Annotated in this window: 12 protein-coding genes; 6 read left to right on the plus strand and 6 right to left on the minus strand. The window is 73.7% G+C overall.

Annotation, left to right across the window (positions count from 1 at the left end; translation table 11 throughout):
* Positions 1–4 precede the first annotated feature (4 nt).
* Positions 5–1,243: a Cmx/CmrA family chloramphenicol efflux MFS transporter gene (locus ACZ6S6_RS21965; RefSeq protein ID WP_469706656.1), complete on the minus strand. Its 1,239-nt coding sequence runs from the start codon at positions 1,241–1,243 to the stop codon at positions 5–7.
* A gap of 179 nt (positions 1,244–1,422) precedes the next feature.
* Positions 1,423–2,097: an HD domain-containing protein gene (locus ACZ6S6_RS21970; protein ID WP_469706657.1), complete on the minus strand. Its 675-nt coding sequence runs from the start codon at positions 2,095–2,097 to the stop codon at positions 1,423–1,425.
* Positions 2,098–2,189: 92 nt separating this feature from the next.
* On the opposite strand from ACZ6S6_RS21970, the gene ACZ6S6_RS21975 reads away from it, so the two are divergent.
* From ACZ6S6_RS21975 to ACZ6S6_RS21990, 4 genes are all read left to right on the plus strand, one after another.
* The gene (locus tag ACZ6S6_RS21975) at positions 2,190–2,840 is read left to right on the plus strand and encodes a maleylpyruvate isomerase family mycothiol-dependent enzyme (RefSeq protein WP_469706658.1); all 651 of its coding nucleotides are present in this window, start codon (positions 2,190–2,192) and stop codon (positions 2,838–2,840) included.
* A gap of 173 nt (positions 2,841–3,013) precedes the next feature.
* Positions 3,014–3,763: a LamB/YcsF family protein gene (locus ACZ6S6_RS21980; RefSeq protein WP_469706746.1), complete on the plus strand. Its 750-nt coding sequence runs from the start codon at positions 3,014–3,016 to the stop codon at positions 3,761–3,763.
* Positions 3,760–4,464: a 5-oxoprolinase subunit PxpB gene (gene pxpB / locus ACZ6S6_RS21985; protein WP_469706659.1), complete on the plus strand. Its 705-nt coding sequence runs from the start codon at positions 3,760–3,762 to the stop codon at positions 4,462–4,464. Before ACZ6S6_RS21980 ends, pxpB begins: the two co-directional genes overlap by 4 nt.
* Positions 4,461–5,327, plus strand: a complete 867-nt coding sequence (locus ACZ6S6_RS21990) for a 5-oxoprolinase subunit C family protein (protein WP_469706660.1) — start codon at positions 4,461–4,463, stop codon at positions 5,325–5,327. Before pxpB ends, ACZ6S6_RS21990 begins: the two co-directional genes overlap by 4 nt.
* Before the next feature lie 115 nt (positions 5,328–5,442).
* Here ACZ6S6_RS21990 and ACZ6S6_RS21995 read toward each other — a convergent pair whose 3' ends face one another.
* Positions 5,443–7,755: a heavy metal translocating P-type ATPase gene (locus ACZ6S6_RS21995; RefSeq protein WP_469706661.1), complete on the minus strand. Its 2,313-nt coding sequence runs from the start codon at positions 7,753–7,755 to the stop codon at positions 5,443–5,445.
* 252 nt (positions 7,756–8,007) lie between these two features.
* On the opposite strand from ACZ6S6_RS21995, the gene ACZ6S6_RS22000 reads away from it, so the two are divergent.
* Complete coding sequence (locus ACZ6S6_RS22000) at positions 8,008–8,697, plus strand: copper homeostasis protein CutC (protein WP_362966798.1); 690 nt, start codon at positions 8,008–8,010, stop codon at positions 8,695–8,697.
* Positions 8,698–8,967: 270 nt separating this feature from the next.
* Here the strand turns inward: ACZ6S6_RS22000 and ACZ6S6_RS22005 are convergent, their stop codons facing one another.
* Entirely contained in the window at positions 8,968–11,049 is a 2,082-nt protein-coding gene (locus ACZ6S6_RS22005; RefSeq protein WP_469706662.1) for a HelD family protein, read from the minus strand.
* Positions 11,050–11,431: 382 nt separating this feature from the next.
* Here ACZ6S6_RS22005 and ACZ6S6_RS22010 point away from each other — a divergent pair, with 382 nt between their 5' ends.
* A complete protein-coding gene (locus tag ACZ6S6_RS22010) occupies positions 11,432–11,620 on the plus strand; it encodes a hypothetical protein (protein WP_362967490.1) in 189 nt (62 codons plus the stop codon).
* Between the two features lie 12 nt (positions 11,621–11,632).
* On the opposite strand, the gene ACZ6S6_RS22015 is transcribed toward ACZ6S6_RS22010, so the two are convergent.
* Both ACZ6S6_RS22015 and ACZ6S6_RS22020 read right to left on the minus strand, forming a co-directional pair.
* Positions 11,633–13,276, minus strand: coding sequence for a DNA repair helicase XPB (locus ACZ6S6_RS22015; RefSeq protein ID WP_362967492.1), 1,644 nt, complete (start codon positions 13,274–13,276; stop codon positions 11,633–11,635).
* Positions 13,277–13,826: 550 nt separating this feature from the next.
* The gene (locus ACZ6S6_RS22020) at positions 13,827–16,277 is read right to left on the minus strand and encodes a helicase-associated domain-containing protein (RefSeq protein WP_469706663.1); all 2,451 of its coding nucleotides are present in this window, start codon (positions 16,275–16,277) and stop codon (positions 13,827–13,829) included.
* Between the last annotated feature and the right edge of the window lie 61 nt (positions 16,278–16,338).

Genomic DNA, 16,338 nt, shown 5'->3' on the forward strand with positions numbered 1-16,338 from the left:
GCGCTCAGGCGGTCGTCGAGGGAGCCGACTCCAGCGCCGCACCCTGCGGCTCCGTCCTGGCGGCCGGCGCGCCCGTCACCAGCAGGGAGGACGCGTTGCGGCTGCGCTGGAGCCGCAGCGAGAACACCACCGTCACCAGCGCCAGTACGGTCATCGCCGCTCCCGCCCACGCGGTCGCCGCGTACCCGAAGTCCGCGTCGATCACCGCGCCGCCCAGCCAGGGGCCCCCGGTGTTTCCGCTGTTGAACGCGGCGGTGGTCGTCGCACCGGCCAGGGTGGGGGCGGCGCCCGCCACGTTGAACATCCGGGCGTTCAGAGCCGGGGCGGTGTAGAACGCCGACAGGCCCAGCAGGAACGAGAGGACGATCACCGCGACCTGGTTGGAGGCGAACAGCGCCAGCGCGGCCAGGAAGACCGTCGACGCGGTGATACCGCTCAGCAGCACCCCGAAGAGGTGCGCGTCCGCGACCCGGCCGCCGATCATCGTACCGATCAGCGCGCCGATCCCGAACAGCCCGAGCACGCCCGGTACCCAGCCGGAGTCCAGCCCGGCGACGTCCGTCAGCACCGGCGCGAGATAGCTGAACGCGCAGAACACACCACCGGCCGCGAGCGCGGTGATCGCGATGGACAGCCACACCTGCCGGTCGCGGTAGATGCCCATCTCCCGCTTCAGCTGCGGCTTCTCGTCCGGGACGGGGATACGGGGGATCAGTGTCGCCACCCCGACGAGGGCGATCGCGGAGGCCACGCCGACCGCCCAGAACGCCGACCGCCAGCCGAGGTTCTCCCCGAGGAAGGCGCCCAGCGGCACCCCCAGCACGTTGGCGATGGACAGCCCGCCGATCATCACGGCCATGGCGCGGGCCCGCTGGTCCACCCGGACCATCGCGATGGCGACGGCGGAACCCACGGCCCAGAACCCGGCGCACGCGAAGGCGCTGATCACCCGGGAGGCGAAGAGGATCTCGTACGTCGGAGCGAGCGCGCCCGCGACCTGGCCGAGGCCGAAGACCGAGATCAGCGCGATGAGCGTGGTGCGGCGCGGCAGCCGCAGCGTCGCGACGGCGAGCAGCGGGGCGCCCACCACCATGCCGATCGCGAACGCGGATATGAGGAGCCCGGCGCGTGGGATCGACACGTTCATGTCGTCGGCTATGGGCGGCAGCAGACCGGAGAGCATGAACTCGCTGGTGCCGAGGGCGAAGACGGAGAGGCCGAGAATGTATACGGCCAGGGGCATACGCGAGCGGCGAGGGGCAGAGTCGGGCATGACAGGTGCCAACAGTGCGAATGCCTGTTACATTCCCGCGCGGTGCGGCCACCGGACCGGACCGGACCGGACCGGACCGGACTGGACCGGACCGGGCCGAATCGGACCGGACCGGACCGGACCGAGCCGGACCGGGTCGGCCCGTCAGCTCAGCGGGCGAGCAGCTCCAGCTCCGTCAGCAGGTTCTGCCGGGCCCTCGGCTCCCACTCGGCCGCCCCGAACGGCGTACGGAACAGCCGCGGCAGCTCCAGAAGCTGCCGCAGCACGGCCGCCCGGCCCTCCCGGAACGTCTCGTCGGGGACGAAGCCGTACTCCTCGCGCACCTGGGCCGCGTACTCGGCGTACTCCTTCGGCGGCGACGCCAGGATCGCCAGGTCCGCGTCGCACAGCACCTCGCCGTTGCTGTCGCCGTCGGCCGGATCGTGCGTGACCGTGAGCCGGACCAGCCGGGCGACCTCGGCGGTGGTCCCGGCGGGCACCCCGGCCTCGGTCAGCGCCCGCTCGGCGAGGACGGCGCTGCGCTCCTCGTTCTCCGAGCGGTCGGGCCGGTAGACCGCGTCGTGGAACCAGGCGGCGAGCCGTACGGCGTCCGCGTCGGCGGCGTGGCCGGCGAGCGTGTCGACGCGGTCCAGGACCGCCGCCAGGTGGGCGGTGGTGTGGTACTTGCGCTGGGGTTCGGCCCAGCGCGCCAGGAGGTTGTCCGCGTACGGCAGCGGGTCCGGTCCTCCGGCGCCGCGCCGGGCCGCGACCAGGCAGTCGCGCCACCGGCCGCGGAGTGCGTCGTCGGTGCCGCGGCGGTGCGGCCGGGCGGTGTCGTCGTCCATGCCTGCGAGGTTACGACCTCCGAGGTGACGACTGCCCCGCGCGTTCGCCGAATACCCAAGTCCGCCGGGGCGGGGGATGGTTGGCTTGGGGCATGGCTGACGAACGCGATCCCGAACTGCCCGGTCTCCTCCTGCGCACCGAGCGGGACGACTTCCTCCCGCTGCTGCGGTCCGCCGACAGCAGCGATTTCGCTCTGCGCACCGCGTGCCCCGGATGGACGGTGCGGCATGTCCTCGCGCACTGCGGTTCCGTGCTGAACCGGGTGGTGGAGAGCCGGTTCGGGCCGGATGTGTTCAGCCCCGAGTGCAACGACCGCGACATCGCCGAGCGCGCCGACTGGACGGACACGCAGGTGGTGGACGAACTGGAGCGGGGGATGGCCGAGGCCGGTGCCGCCATCGCCAAGGCGGGCGGGGTGCTGGACGGGGTGGCGCTGGGGGAGTGGATCCACGCGGGGGACGTGCGCGAGGCATGGGGGCTCGAAGGGGCGTACCGGGGCCCCGGGCTGACGCACGCGCTCGGGCTCCTGGCCCCCTTCGCCCGCCAGAAGGCGCCGCTGCTGGTCGCGCGGCTGGAGGACAGCGGCGAGGAGCTGGTCATCGGGACCGAGCGGGAGGGCCGGGCCCCCGGTCGGTACCGGGGGGACGGGGCGACGCTGATCCGGCTGTACGCGGGCCGGCCGCTGGTGGGGACGCGGTACGAGCTGGCGGGCGTGAAGGAGAGCGAGCTGGTCGTCTTCTGACGCGCGGCACCAGGGCCAGTGGTCAGACCGCCGTCTGCCGCGCGGCCTCTGGCACGCACGCTCGCGGGCTTCCCGCGCTCGTGTTCCGAGTACGCGGAGGCGCTAACGTGCGCTTCGTGACGAATCTGATGAATCCGGCGGACCCGGGGGACGAGCCGGCCACGCCCGCTCCCATGGACCTCAACGCGGACCTCGGCGAGGGGTTCGGGCGCTGGTCGCTCACCGACGACGAGGCCCTCCTCGCGTGCGTGACCAGCGCCAACGTGGCGTGCGGCTTCCACGCGGGGGACCCCTCGGTGATGCGCCGGGTCTGCGACACCGCGGCCGCGCGGGGCGTACGGATCGGCGCGCAGGTCTCCTACCGCGACCTGGCGGGCTTCGGGCGCCGCTCCATGGATGTGCCGGCCGGCGAGCTGACCGCCGAAGTGGCGTACCAGATCGGTGCGTTGCGGGTGTTCGCCGAGGCGGCCGGCACCACCGTCTCGTACGTCAAACCGCATGGCGCCCTCTACAACCGCGCGGTCCGCGACGACGAGCAGGCGGCGGCGGTGATCGAGGGCGTCCGGCTGGCGGGCGGGGACCTGGCGGTTCTCGGACTGCCCGGTTCCCGGCTGCTCGTACGGGCCGCCGAGGCGGGGCTGCCCGCGGTCGAGGAGGCCTTCGCCGACCGCGCGTACACCCCGCGGGGAACGCTCGTGCCGCGCACCGAGCCGGACGCGGTCGTGCTCGCCGCGGACGAGGTCGTGCGTCGCAGCGTCGGTCTCGCGGTGGACCGGAGCGTGATCGCGGCCGACGGCGGACGGATCGCGGTCGCGGCGCGGTCCCTGTGCGTCCACGGCGACACCCCGGGAGCGGCGGCGATCGCCCGGCGGGTGCGGGCGGCGCTGGAAGAGGCGGGCGTCGTGGTCCGGGCGTTCACGTGAGTACGCCGCCGCAGGACGGGGAGGAGCGCGGGCCGGCGCCGGTCGTGCTGACCGCGGGGGCGGACGCGCTGCTGGTCGAGCTGGGCTCCGGGGAGGAGACGGAGGCCTTCCACGCGGAGGTACTGCGGCGCCGCGCGGCCGGCGAACTGCCCGGCGTGCGCGAGGTCGTGCCCGGTGCGCGGACGGTCCTGCTCGACGGCATCGCGCGGGACACGGCCGGGCTCGCCCGTGAGCTGGCGTCCTGGCGGGTACCGCCGCTGCGACGCGCCGCCGGGCGGCCGGTGGAGATCCCGGTCGTGTACGACGGCCCGGACCTGGCCGATGTCGCCGAGGCGTGGGGGGTCGCCGTCGCCGAGGTCGCCGCCCTCCACACCGGGACCGAATTCCGGGTCGCCTTCTGCGGGTTCGCCCCGGGCTTCGGCTACCTGACGGGCCTGCCCGACCACCTCCACCTGCCGCGCAGGGCGACTCCGCGGACCCGCGTCCCGGCCGGTGCGGTGGCCTTGGCGGGCCCCTACACCGGGGTGTACCCGCGCCCGTCCCCCGGCGGCTGGCAGTTGATCGGCCGGACGCCGGACCCGGCCGCCCTGTGGAACCCGGACCGCGAACCCCCCGCACTGCTGACACCCGGCGCACACGTCCGCTTCGTCGAGGCGGACGCGGGGACGGACGCGGGGACGGACGCGGGGGCGGGGGCGTGAGCGCGGTGATCGAGGTCGTCCGCGCCGGGGCCCTGACCACCGTGCAGGACGAGGGGCGCTTCGGCCACGCGCACCTGGGGGTGGGGCGGGCGGGCGCCCTGGACGCCCCGTCCGCCCGGCTCGCCAACCGGCTGGCCGACAACCCCGTCGGTGCCGCGCTGCTGGAGACGACCGTCACCGGCTGCGCGGTCCGCCCGAGCCGTGCGGTGCGGGTGGTCGTCGGCGGCGCGCCCTGCCGGGTGACGGTGGACGGGCGGCCGGTGGCGTGGGGCGCCGCGGTGCACGTACCGGCGGGCGCGGTGCTGGACGCCGGTCCCGCGGCGTACGGGCTGCGCGGCTACCTGGCGTTCGCGGGCGGCCTGGAACCGGAGCCGGTGCTCGGCAGCCGGTCCGCCGACCTGCTCTCCGGGCTGGGCCCGGCGCCCCTGAGCGACGGTGACGTACTGCCACTGGGGCCGCCCCCACAGGCCGGCGCCCCGCCCGCCGCGGCGGTGCCGTGGCCGGGGGTGCCCGCCGAACTGGTGCTCCCGGTGCTCTTCGGCCCCCGCCACACCTGGTTCACGTCCGCCGCCCTGCGCACGCTCACCACGGCCGCGTACCGCGTCTCGCCGCAGAGCAACCGCATCGGCCTGCGCACCGAGGGCCCCGCGCTGGTCCGCGCCCGGCAGGGCGAACTGCCCAGCGAGGGGATGGTGCTGGGCGCGGTCCAGGTCCCTCCGGACGGCCGCCCGGTGGTGTTCCTGAACGACCATCCGACGACGGGCGGCTACCCGGTGGTGGGCGTCGTCCCGGAACCCGCGCTGGCGGCGGCGGCGCGGGTGACGCCGGGGACGGCGGTGCGGTTCGTGCTCACGGGGAAGTGATACGGGGCGGTACGGGGTGATCCGAGGCCACGGGGACACGCCTGCGGGCGGCCGGAGGCCCGGCTCCCCGGAGGGAGCTGAGTCCGGCCGCCCGCGGGCGGGGACGCGCGGTCGGTCACACCCCGGCCCGGAACCTCCGCAGCCGCAGCGAGTTGCCGACCACGAACACCGACGAGAACGCCATCGCCGCACCCGCGATCATCGGGTTCAGCAGACCCGCCGCGGCCAGCGGCAGGGCGGCCACGTTGTAGGCGAAGGCCCAGAACAGGTTCGTACGGATGGTGCCGAGGGTCTTCCGCGACAGCCGGATCGCGTCGGCGGCGGCCCGCAGGTCCCCCCGGACCAGGGTCAGGTCCCCCGCCTCGATCGCCGCGTCCGTGCCGGTGCCCATCGCGAGGCCCAGATCGGCCTGGGCGAGGGCGGCCGCGTCGTTCACCCCGTCACCGACCATCGCGACGGAACGCCCTTCCGCCTGGAGGCGCTTGACGACGTCGACCTTCTCCTCCGGCATGACCTCCGCGTACACCTCCTCGATGCCGACCTCGGCCGCGACCGACTCCGCCACGGCTCGGTTGTCGCCGGTGAGGAGGATGGGTGTGAGGCCGAGTGCGCGGAGTTTCTTGATGGCTTCGGCGCTGGTGTCCTTGACGGCGTCGGCGACTTCGAGGACGGCGCGTGCTTCGCCGTCCCAGGCGACGGTGATCGCTGTGCGTCCGGCGGTCTCGGCCTCGGCCTTGCGCCGCGTCAGTTCCTCGGGAAGGTGGATTTCCCACTGGGCGAGGAGCTGCTCGCGGCCGACGAGGACGGCGTGGCCCTCGACGATGCCCTGGACGCCGAGGCCGGGGACGTTGGCGAAGTCCTCGGGGGTGGGGAGTGGTTCGCCGGTGCGTTCGGTGGCTCCGGTGGCGACGGCTTGGGCGATGGGGTGCTCGGAGGCGTGTTCGAGGGCGCCGGCGAGGCGGAGGACGTCGGTTTCGGTGGTGCCGGGGGCGGTGTGGACGGCCTGGAGGGTCATTTTGCCGGTGGTGACGGTGCCGGTCTTGTCGAGGACGATGGTGTCGACGCGGCGGGTGGTCTCCAGGACTTCGGGGCCCTTGATCAGGATGCCGAGCTGGGCGCCGCGTCCGGTGCCGACCATGAGGGCGGTGGGTGTGGCGAGGCCGAGGGCGCAGGGGCAGGCGATGATCAGTACGGCGACGGCGGCGGTGAACGCGGCCGTCAGCCCCGAGCCGTTGCCGAGCCAGAAGCCGAGCGTGCCGAGCGCGAGCGCGATCACGACGGGGACGAACACCGCTGAGATCCGGTCCGCGAGGCGCTGGGCCGCCGCCTTGCCGTTCTGCGCGTCCTCGACCAGCTTGGCCATCCGGGCAAGCTGGGTGTCGGCGCCGATCCGGGTCGCCTCGACGACGAGCCGGCCGCCCGCGTTGAGCGTGGCACCGGTCACCGGGTCGCCGACGCCGACCTCGACGGGGACCGACTCGCCGGTGAGCATGGAGGCGTCCACCGCCGAGTTCCCCTCGACGACGGTGCCGTCGGTGGCGATCTTCTCGCCGGGCCGGACCAGGAAACGGTCCCCGACCTGGAGGTCCGCCGTGTCCACGGTCACCTCGCGGCCGTCACGCAGGACGGTGACCTCCTTGGCGCCCAGTTCGAGCAGGGCCTTCAGCGCCGCGCCCGCCTTCCGCTTGGAGCGGGCCTCGAAGTAGCGCCCGGCCAGGATGAAAGCGGTGACTCCGGCGGCGGCTTCGAGGTAGATGTTCCCGGCGCCGTCGCTGCGGCCGATGGTCAGCTCGAAGGGGTGCGTCATGCCGGTCATGCCGGCGGTGCCGAAGAAGAGCGCCCACACCGACCACAGGAACGCGGCGGAGGTGCCGACCGAGATCAGCGTGTCCATGGTGGCCGCGCCGTGCCGGGCGTTGGTCCACGCGGCGCGGTGGAAGGGCCAGGCGGCATACGTGACGACGGGCGCTGTAAGGGTCAGCGAGAGCCACTGCCAGTTGTCGAACTGAAGCACAGGGATCATCGCCATGGCGATCACCGGCACGGCCAGCAGGACCGAGGTGATCAGCCGCTGCCGCAGCGGGCGGAGCTCGTCCGCCTCCGCCTTCGCCGCGTCGGCGGGTGTGTCGGTGGTACGGGCCGGGGGAGCGGGCTCGTGCGCGCTGTAGCCGGTCTTCTCGACGGTGGCGATCAGGTCCTGTACGGAGACGCCCTCGCCCCGGTAGCTGACCCGGGCCTTCTCGGTGGCGTAGTTGACGGTGGCCTCGACCCCGTCCATCCGGTTGAGCTTCTTCTCGATACGGGCCGCGCACGAGGCGCAGGTCATGCCGCCGATGGCGAGCTCGACCTCTGCGGCGCCGGTACCGGTGGTGCCACTGGTACCACCGGTGTCAGTGGTGCCGGTGGTGGCTGCGGTCTGCGCGGACACCTGGCCTCCTCGGTAGCTGGATGATTTATACCCCTAGGGGGTATGCATTACTGATTCAGGTATACCCCCTACCCCTATGAAAACGCAAGGGCTGACCGCGGTGGACGCGCGGATTCCGGGCGTCCGGTTGCCTGGCACCCGTCTGACCTCGCGTATCTTCACGTGCGCGGTGAGGCTGCGCTCTCAGCCGCCCGGCCCGTAGGCTGGCCATTGGACTAGACCTATAGCTGCTTCCTGGAGGATTGGGTTCCCATGAGCAACCGTGCAGTCCTGGAGGTGATCGCTCTCGACGCGGAGGACGCGGTCGCTGCCCAGGCGGGTGGTGCGGACCGGCTTGAGCTGGTCACCGACATGGCGGCGGACGGCCTCACCCCGTCCTGTGCGACCTTCGCGGCGATCCGTGCCGCGGTGGACATCCCCCTGCGGGTGATGATCCGCGTGGCGGACGGCTTCGCGGCCGGCGACATCGATGTACTCGTACGCAAGGCGCACGAGCTGCGGGCGGAGGGCGCGGACGAATTCGTGTTCGGCTTCCTGGACGCGGACGGCCGCCCGGATCTCGTCGCGGTCGAGCGGATCATCGCCGAGCTGGACGGCTGCCACTGGACGTTCCACCGCGCGATCGACCGCGCTTCCGACCGGGACGCCCTGCGCAAGGCCCTCGCGGACCTGCCGGGCCTGGACACGTACCTCACCGCGGGGTCGGCGGCCGGGGTGGACGACGGCATCCCCACGCTGCTGGTCGAGGCGGCGCGCAAGGGGGAGCCGGGGTACGAGCCGCAGATCCTGGTCGGTGGCGGGCTGCGGCTCGACCATCTGCCGGAACTGCTGGACGCGGGGATAGACGCCGTCCACATCGGCGGCGCGGCGCGGCCCGGCGGGTGGGCGGGGCCGGTGGATGCGGCGGCGGTACGGGAGTGGCGGGCGGTGCTCGACGCGTAGGGGGGCGGAGCCCCCGGGGTTCGGGTGCCTGCGGGGGCCGGGGCCCGGGGGGCCCGGGGGGCCGGGAACCCCGGGGGCTCCGCCCCCGGACCCCCGCTCCTCAATCGCCGGCGGGGCTTGAATGGCCGCCCGGAGGGGCTCGAATGGCGACCGGAGGGGCTTGAATGGCCGCCCGGCGGGGCTTGAGAGGCCGACCGGAGGGGCTCGAATGGCGACCGGAGGGGCTTGAATGGCCGACCGGAGGGGCTTGAGGAGCGGGGGTCAAGTGGCTCAGGCGGTCGCCCGGAGCTGGTTCGGGAGTTCCGTGGAGTGGACCACGATCAGGCCCGATACCGCTCGGGTCAGGGCCACGTACAGGCGGCGCAGGCCCGTTCGTTCGTCGGGTTCGCCGTCGACGAGCGCCGCCGGTTCGTCCAGCACCACGTAGTCGTACTCAAGGCCCTTCGCCAGTGACGCCGGGACCAGCGTCAGCCGGGAGTCGGCGGTCGTCTCCTGGCCGGGGGACAGGTAGGCGTGGCCCGCCGCCGTCAGGGCGACCGCCAGCGCCGGGATACGGGCGTCGGCGGCGATCAGGCCGGTCGAGCCCTCCTGCTCCAGCGACTCCTCGCAGGCCGCGACCACCGCCGCGTCCAGCGCGTCCACGTCCGAGGTCTCCCGTACGGACAGCGAGCCGGGCGACTCACGCACCGACTCGACCGGGGCCAGGTCCGGCGAGATCACCGGCAGCAGCCGGGACGCGTACGCGATCACCTCGCGCGGCACGCGGAAGCCCGCCGTCAGCTCCTCCACCACCGCGTCCGACTTGCCCAGGTGGTGCAGCGCCTGGGCCCAGCTCTGCGTCGACCACGGCGTCGTGCCCTGCGCCAGATCGCCGAGGACCGTGGCCGAACCGGTCGAGCAGCGCCGGCCCACCGCCCGGTACTGCATGGGGGAGAGGTCCTGCGCCTCGTCGATCACGACATGGCCCAGCGAGTGCGTGCGCGCCACCAGGTCCATCGCCTCGTCGATCAGCACCGCGTCCGCCGCCGACCACTTCGCGGACTTCACGCTGCGGGCCGGCTTGGTCCACAGGATCGTCTTCTGCTCGTCCTCGGTCAGCAGCCCGTCCGCCTGGGCTGCCAGGAACTCCGGGTCGGACAGCAGCCGCAGCACCAGCTTCGACGGCTCGACCGCGGGCCAGACCGCCTTCACGGCCGCCTTCACCGCGGGGGTGCGCGCCACCGCGTTCTGCACCCGGTCGTCCGGCGCCTCGCCCGCCTCCTCCATCCGTACGAGCACGGCGTGGGCGATGCGCTGCGGAAGGGCCTCGTGCGCTGCCCCGTACCGCATGTCGCGGGCCAGCAGCTCGTCGACCATCTCCTCGATCTCGTACGCGGGCACCCGCCAGCGCCGGGAACCGCGCACCACCATCACCGGCTCCGTCGGCGGCGTCACGTGCGAACGGATCGCCCGCCGCAGCACCTGTGCCATCCGGGCGTCGCCCTTCACGACGGCGGCCGGCGCCTCGTCCGTGCCCCGGACCTCGACGTGCGCCGTCACCAGGTCGTCGACGGTCGCCTGCTTCACCTCCAGCTCGCCGAGGGCCGGCAGCACCTGCTCGATGTAGTGCAGGAAGGACCGGTTCGGCCCGATGACCAGCGTCCCGGTGCGGGCCAGCCGGTCCCGGTGCGCGTACAGCAGATACGCGACCCGGTGCAGGCCGACCGCGGTCTTCCCGGTGCCGGGACCGCCCTGGACACAGACCGAGCCGCCCAGCTCGCTGCGGACGATCTCGTCCTGCTCCGGCTGGATCGTCGCGACGATGTCGCGCATCGGGCCGACACGCGGCCGCTCGATCTCCGCCTGGAGCAGCTTGCTGGTCTGCGCGGTCTCGGAAGGATCGGTGAGGTGCTCGTCCTCGTACGCGGTCAGCTCGCCGCCGGTGTAGCCGAAGCGGCGCCGCCGGCCGACGTCGAGCGGGTCCTTGCGGGACGCCCGGTAGAACGGCTGGGAGACCGGGGCCCGCCAGTCGATCACCATCGGATCGCCGCCGGCGTCGTGGACGTGGCGGCGCCCGATGTAGAACTGCTCGCCCTCCGCGCCTTCGGCCTTCTCCGCGCCGACCACGTGGAGGTAGTCCAGCCGTCCGAAGAAGAGCGGGGTGTGGGCGAGGTCGGCGAGCGACTTGATGCGGTCGGCGATCTGGGCCTGCAGCACTGCGGCGTTCACCCAGTTCGCCGTGACATCGCGGATGTTCAGGGCCTGGGCGTCCTCACGCATGGCGCGCAGCGCGGCGCGCGAGGCGGCGAGATGGGCGCGCTCATGAGCGAGAGGGTCGGTGGTGGTGTCGCTTTCGTGTACGTGCGCGGGCACGGTGTTGCCTCCGGCATTCAACGCAGGACGGCGGACCGCACCCCGTCCCCGGCCGGTGGACCGGGGGCGATGCGGTCCGCTCGGGGATCGATCACTGGTACGCACGAGGGCGCGCGTACGGCTGTCGGCCGGTTTCCGTCCGGTCGGCGGCGCTCCCCCGGCTGCCGGCGCGAGCCCTTCCGGGCTGCCGGTACCACGGTGCGGGAGGCGGGCAGACCGGCGATTGTATCGACGGGCCGGGCCGGGCGCGAACGAATACCGGAGTACGACCGCGGGTCCACCCCGTAGGGGACGGCATGAGACCACAGAGGTAGACGCGGCGCCGTCCCCTTCCCTCTGCGGGCCGACGCCGATACCGGCCGGGCGGAGCACCATGGAATACATGAGCACCGTCACCCTGAACCCGCGAAGGACCGGCCCCGCGCACGGCGCGACCGCGGCCACCGGTCACCACTACAGTCACCGCGCCGGTGACGTCCTGCGCGCCGCCGGCATCTTCGTACGGACCGCGTTCGGCGTCGTCGTCCTCGGCGAGTACGCGGAGGAGGCGGGCGTCCGCCGCACGCGCTGACCGCCCGTTCCCTCAGTTGTCCGTCAGCAGCTCGTCGGCGTCCACGATCCGGTACGCGTACCCCTGCTCGGCCAGGAACCGCTGGCGGTGGGCCGCGAAGTCCTGGTCGATCGTGTCGCGGGCGACCACCGAGTAGAACCGCGCCTCGTGCCCGTCCGCCTTCGGCCGCAGCACCCGGCCCAGCCGCTGGGCCTCCTCCTGACGCGAGCCGAACGTGCCGGACACCTGGATCGCGACGGTGGCCTCCGGCAGGTCGATGGAGAAGTTCGCCACCTTCGACACGACCAGAACGCTCAGCTCGCCCTGGCGGAAGGCCTCGAAGAGCTTCTCCCGCTGGGCGTTGCTCGTCTCGCCCTTGATCACCGGGGCGTCCAGGTGCTCACCCAGCTCGTCGAGCTGGTCGATGTACTGCCCGATGACCAGGGTCTGCTCACCCTTGTGCTTGCGCACCAGCGCCTCGGTGACCTTCCGCTTCGTCGCGGTCGTGGCGCAGTACCGGTACTTCTCCTCGGCCTCGGCGGTCGCGTACGCGAGCCGCTCGCTGTCCGTGAGATTGACCCGTACCTCGACACAGTCGGCGGGCGCGATATAGCCCTGCGCCTCGATCTCCTTCCACGGGGCGTCGAACCGCTTGGGCCCGATCAGCGAGAAGACGTCCGACTCGCGCCCGTCCTCCCTGACCAGCGTGGCCGTGAGCCCCAGCCGGCGCCGCGCCTGAAGATCGGCGGTGAACTTGAAGACCGGCGCGGGCAGCAGGTGCACCTCGTCGTAGATCACCAGCCCCCAGTCGCGGGAGTCGAACAGCTCCAGGTGCGCGTAGACGCCCTTGCGGCGGGTCGTGAGCACCTGGTACGTGGCGATGGTGACCGGCCGGATCTCCTTGCGGGTACCGCTGTACTCGCCGATCTCCTCCTCGGTCAGCGAGGTCCGCTTCACCAGCTCGTGCTTCCACTGCCGGGCGGAGACGGTGTTGGTGACCAGGATCAGCGTGGTCGCCTTGGCCTGCGCCATGGCACCGGCGCCGACCAGCGTCTTTCCCGCACCACAGGGCAGCACGACCACACCCGAGCCACCGTGCCAGAACCCCTCGACGGCCTGCTTCTGGTAAGGCCGCAGCGACCAGTTGCTCTCGTCCAGCTCGATCGGGTGCGCCTCGCCGTCCACGTAACCGGCGAGGTCCTCGGCGGGCCAGCCCAGCTTCAGCAGCGTCTGCTTGACCTGCCCGCGCTCGGACGGGTGCACGGCCACCGTGTCGGGGTCGATCCTGGTGCCGACCAGCGGCTGGACCTTCTTCGACCGGAGGATTTCCTCCAGGACGGGCCGGTCGGTGGAGGTCAGCACCAGTCCGTGGACCGGGTGCTTGGAGAGCGTGAGGCGGCCGTACCGGCCCATCGTCTCGGCGATGTCGACGAGCAGCGCGTGCGGTACGGGGTAGCGCGAGTACTTCACGAGCGCGTCGACGACCTGCTCGGCGTCGTGTCCCGCGGCCCGCGCGTTCCACAGCCCGAGCGGGGTCAGGCGGTAGGTGTGGATGTGCTCGGGCGCGCGCTCCAGTTCCGCGAAGGGCGCGATCACACGGCGGCAGGCGTCGGCCTGCTCGTGGTCGACTTCCAGGAGCAGCGTCTTGTCGCTCTGGACGATGAGGGGTCCGGTCACGCGCTTCGGCCCTTTCTACTGCGGGGTGGCCGTGTACCGGCCAAACGTCAAGTGTGCCGCATGCGGTGCGGGGGTGCGGTGCGCCGGGTTCGGGGCGCGGGTTCTTGTCCTCAATCGCCGGACGGGCTTGATTTGTGCGGGTGCCCCGCAGGGTGCGCTTTCCGGGTGGGTGGGGGTCCGGTGCCCCTCCGGGGCGTCTCCTCAGACGACGAACGTGCGGCGGGTACGCGAGGGGGGCCGGGTATCTGTTCGTCGTCCTGCGGGGACTCCCCTGCACGGCCCCGGACCCGGCCGCCTCGCGTCTGCGGCAGTCGTCGGGCCGGTGTGCAGGCGCGCGTGATGCAGGGGTGGGGACGTGCAGGGGAGTCCCCGCAGGAAATGGCGTACGACCCGGGTCCCCCTCGGACCGGGGTGAACACGCCATTTTTGAGGAGACGCCCCGGAGGGGCACCACCCCCCACCCACCGGGAAAGCGCCCCTGCGGGGCACCCGCACAATTCAAGCCCGTCCGGCGATTGAGGACGGAACCCCGCGCCACGGACCCCGGACCTCAGGGCCGCTCGTCCGCCAGTTCTGCTACCCCCGTGATGCGGTGCAGCGGGTACGTGCGGACCTCGTCCGCCGTGTGGTCGTACGCCGTGACGTAGCCGCCCTCGACGCGGACCGGGGCGATCACGCGCTGGCTGGCGGCGCCCTCCGCGTTCACGTAGCCGATCCAGATCGCGGAGCCGGTCATCGCCGCGGCCTGGACGGTGACCAGGGTCTCGGCCGAGGTCGTACGGGGCAGCGCGTCACCGGGCGCCGAGGGGCCGGTGTCCTTGTGGATGACCGTGGCGGCCGTGTCACCGGCCCGGATCGCCCGGACCGCCGCGCCCAGCAGGGTGGGGTCGGGGAGCGGCGGGCCCTCCGGGACGGGGACGGGGGCCGAGCGGGGCGGGGTGCGGCGGGCGCCCGCGCGGGTGATCAGGACGTCGCCGTCGGCGGACTCCGCGGCGGGCGCGTAGCCCATCTCGCGCAGGCCGTCGAGCAGGGACGCCGGGTCGATCTGGGCGGCCAGGGCCGTGGGGGCGAGCCGGCGCAGCCGCAGGGTGGCCGAGCGCTTGTCGGCGAGGATCTCGTTGAGCACGGCCTCGTCGTCGCAGCGCACGTACGCGGACGCGGCGCCGATCCGCAGATGGCCGTGGCGGCGGGCGACGTCGTCGATGAGGTAGCTCAGCGGCTGCGGCACCGGCGTACGGCTGTGCGCGGCGAGGAAGGCGTGCAGGTCGGCGGCGGACTGCCCGGCGTCCAGGGCGCGCCGTACGGATCCGGGCGTGAACCGGTAGACCGTCGCGCCACCCTTCGACTCGATGTCCGCGACAGCGGCGAGCATGTCCGCGAGCGGGCGTTCCAGCGGGCCGGGCGCGACGGCGGTCAGGTCGGCCTGGAGCAGGACGTGGTCCAGCGGCTCCGGGATGAGCGGGGCGAGCCGGGCGGCGGCCTCGGCGGGGCCGGTGGTCAGCAGGGCGCGGGACTGCGAGGCGAGGGCGCCGCGGCCGGTGATGCCGAGGAGCTCGGACTCGTTCAGCGTCCACAGGGCGATCCGGGACCGCAGGTCGGTGGTGGCCCCGGCGGACGCGGAGGCGCCGCGCAGCGGGCGCTCCCAGCGGAGCCGGGCGAGCAGGGTCTCCGGGTCCGGGGCGGTGCCCGGCGGCAGCGCGGCGAGCAGGGCCAGCACGCGGTGGCGGACCTCGGGGGCGGCGGAGCGGTCCAGGTCGGGGCCGAGGGTGGACAGGGCGCGGCCCTTGGCGTCCTGGCCGCCCACCAGCCCCGGGGTGCGGGTGGCGGCGAGCCAGGCGGTGGCGAGGCGCACCCAGCGGTCCTCGGCGGGGAGTTCGGTCCAGTCGTCGTACGCGGGGGTCGGCGCGTACCGCTCGTCGGTCTCGCCGTCGGAGGCCAGCAGCCCCGCCGCGTGGGCGAGTTCGATCCAGAACGCGGCGACGGGCTCCGGCACGTCGAGGACCGCCGCGGTCTTCTTCAGCTCGCGGACGCTGAGGCCGCCGGCCCGCAGTATGGCGGGGCCGCCGCCGTTCCAGCTCTTCAGGAGCTCCTCGACGGTGGACACCGACAGGAACGCCTGTCCGGCCGCCGCGCTGTCCACAGCCTGTGGATCGCGTTCGGCGGCCGCGGCCACGGCGGGCGGCCGCGGCTCGGGCACCCGGTGGGCGCGTCCGGCCCGCAGGTGCAGCGCGGCCTCGCGCGGCAGCACGACGGTGCGGGTCGACACGGGCAGCAGCAGCCCGCGGTCGCGCAGCCACTTCACGGGCGGGGTGGGATTCGGGGTGACCTCGCCGTACGGCGGGCCCCAGACCAGCCGGTCCAGCACCGACAGCGCCTCCACGGGGGCGGTGTCGAGGAGTTCGCCCATCCGGGCCCGGTCGGTGAAGAGCGCGGCCAGCGCGGTCACCGCGGAGACCGGGTCGTAGGTGGCGGGCAGCCCGGCCGCGGTGAGGATCTCCTGGAGCCGGCCGGGCGACATGCCGGCGGTGGCCTCGGCGACGGTCGGGCCGAGGCCGGTGGGGGAGGGGTGCTGCGGCGACGGCGCGAGGAGTTCGCGGGCGGTGCGCACCAGGTGCAGCCGTTCGTCCTCGCCCCAGATGAGGGCCTGTTCGCGCAGGGTGGTGAGGGCGCCCGGCAGCGCGTCGGCGATGGCGGCGCCCGCGTCGCCGTGGTGTTCGCCGTCGTCCCGGCCGTCGCCGGTGAGCAGGGCGAGGAGGGTGTCGTAGGGAGCGGGATCGGGCGCGACCGCGAGTGCTTCGGCGGTCTGCAGGGCGAATCGGTCGAGGTGTTCCAGCGCGCGGACGACGGAGGCACGGGTGCCGGCGCGCGTCGCGAGCTGGGTGATGTCGTTGGGCACGGGGTTGAGGAGGTCGGGCCGGGCGCGCAGCAGCCCGGCCAACGACTCGTCGTCCCGGGCGCGCAGAGCCTCGGCCAGCGTCCGCGGTGGTGTGGTCATCCCCATCCGTCCCACGGTAGTCGCTCCGGACGGGCCCGAGGGCGCTACCGTCGTCGCAGGGCGGTAG

The sequence above is a fragment of the Streptomyces sp. NPDC048671 genome, from assembly GCF_055587045.1.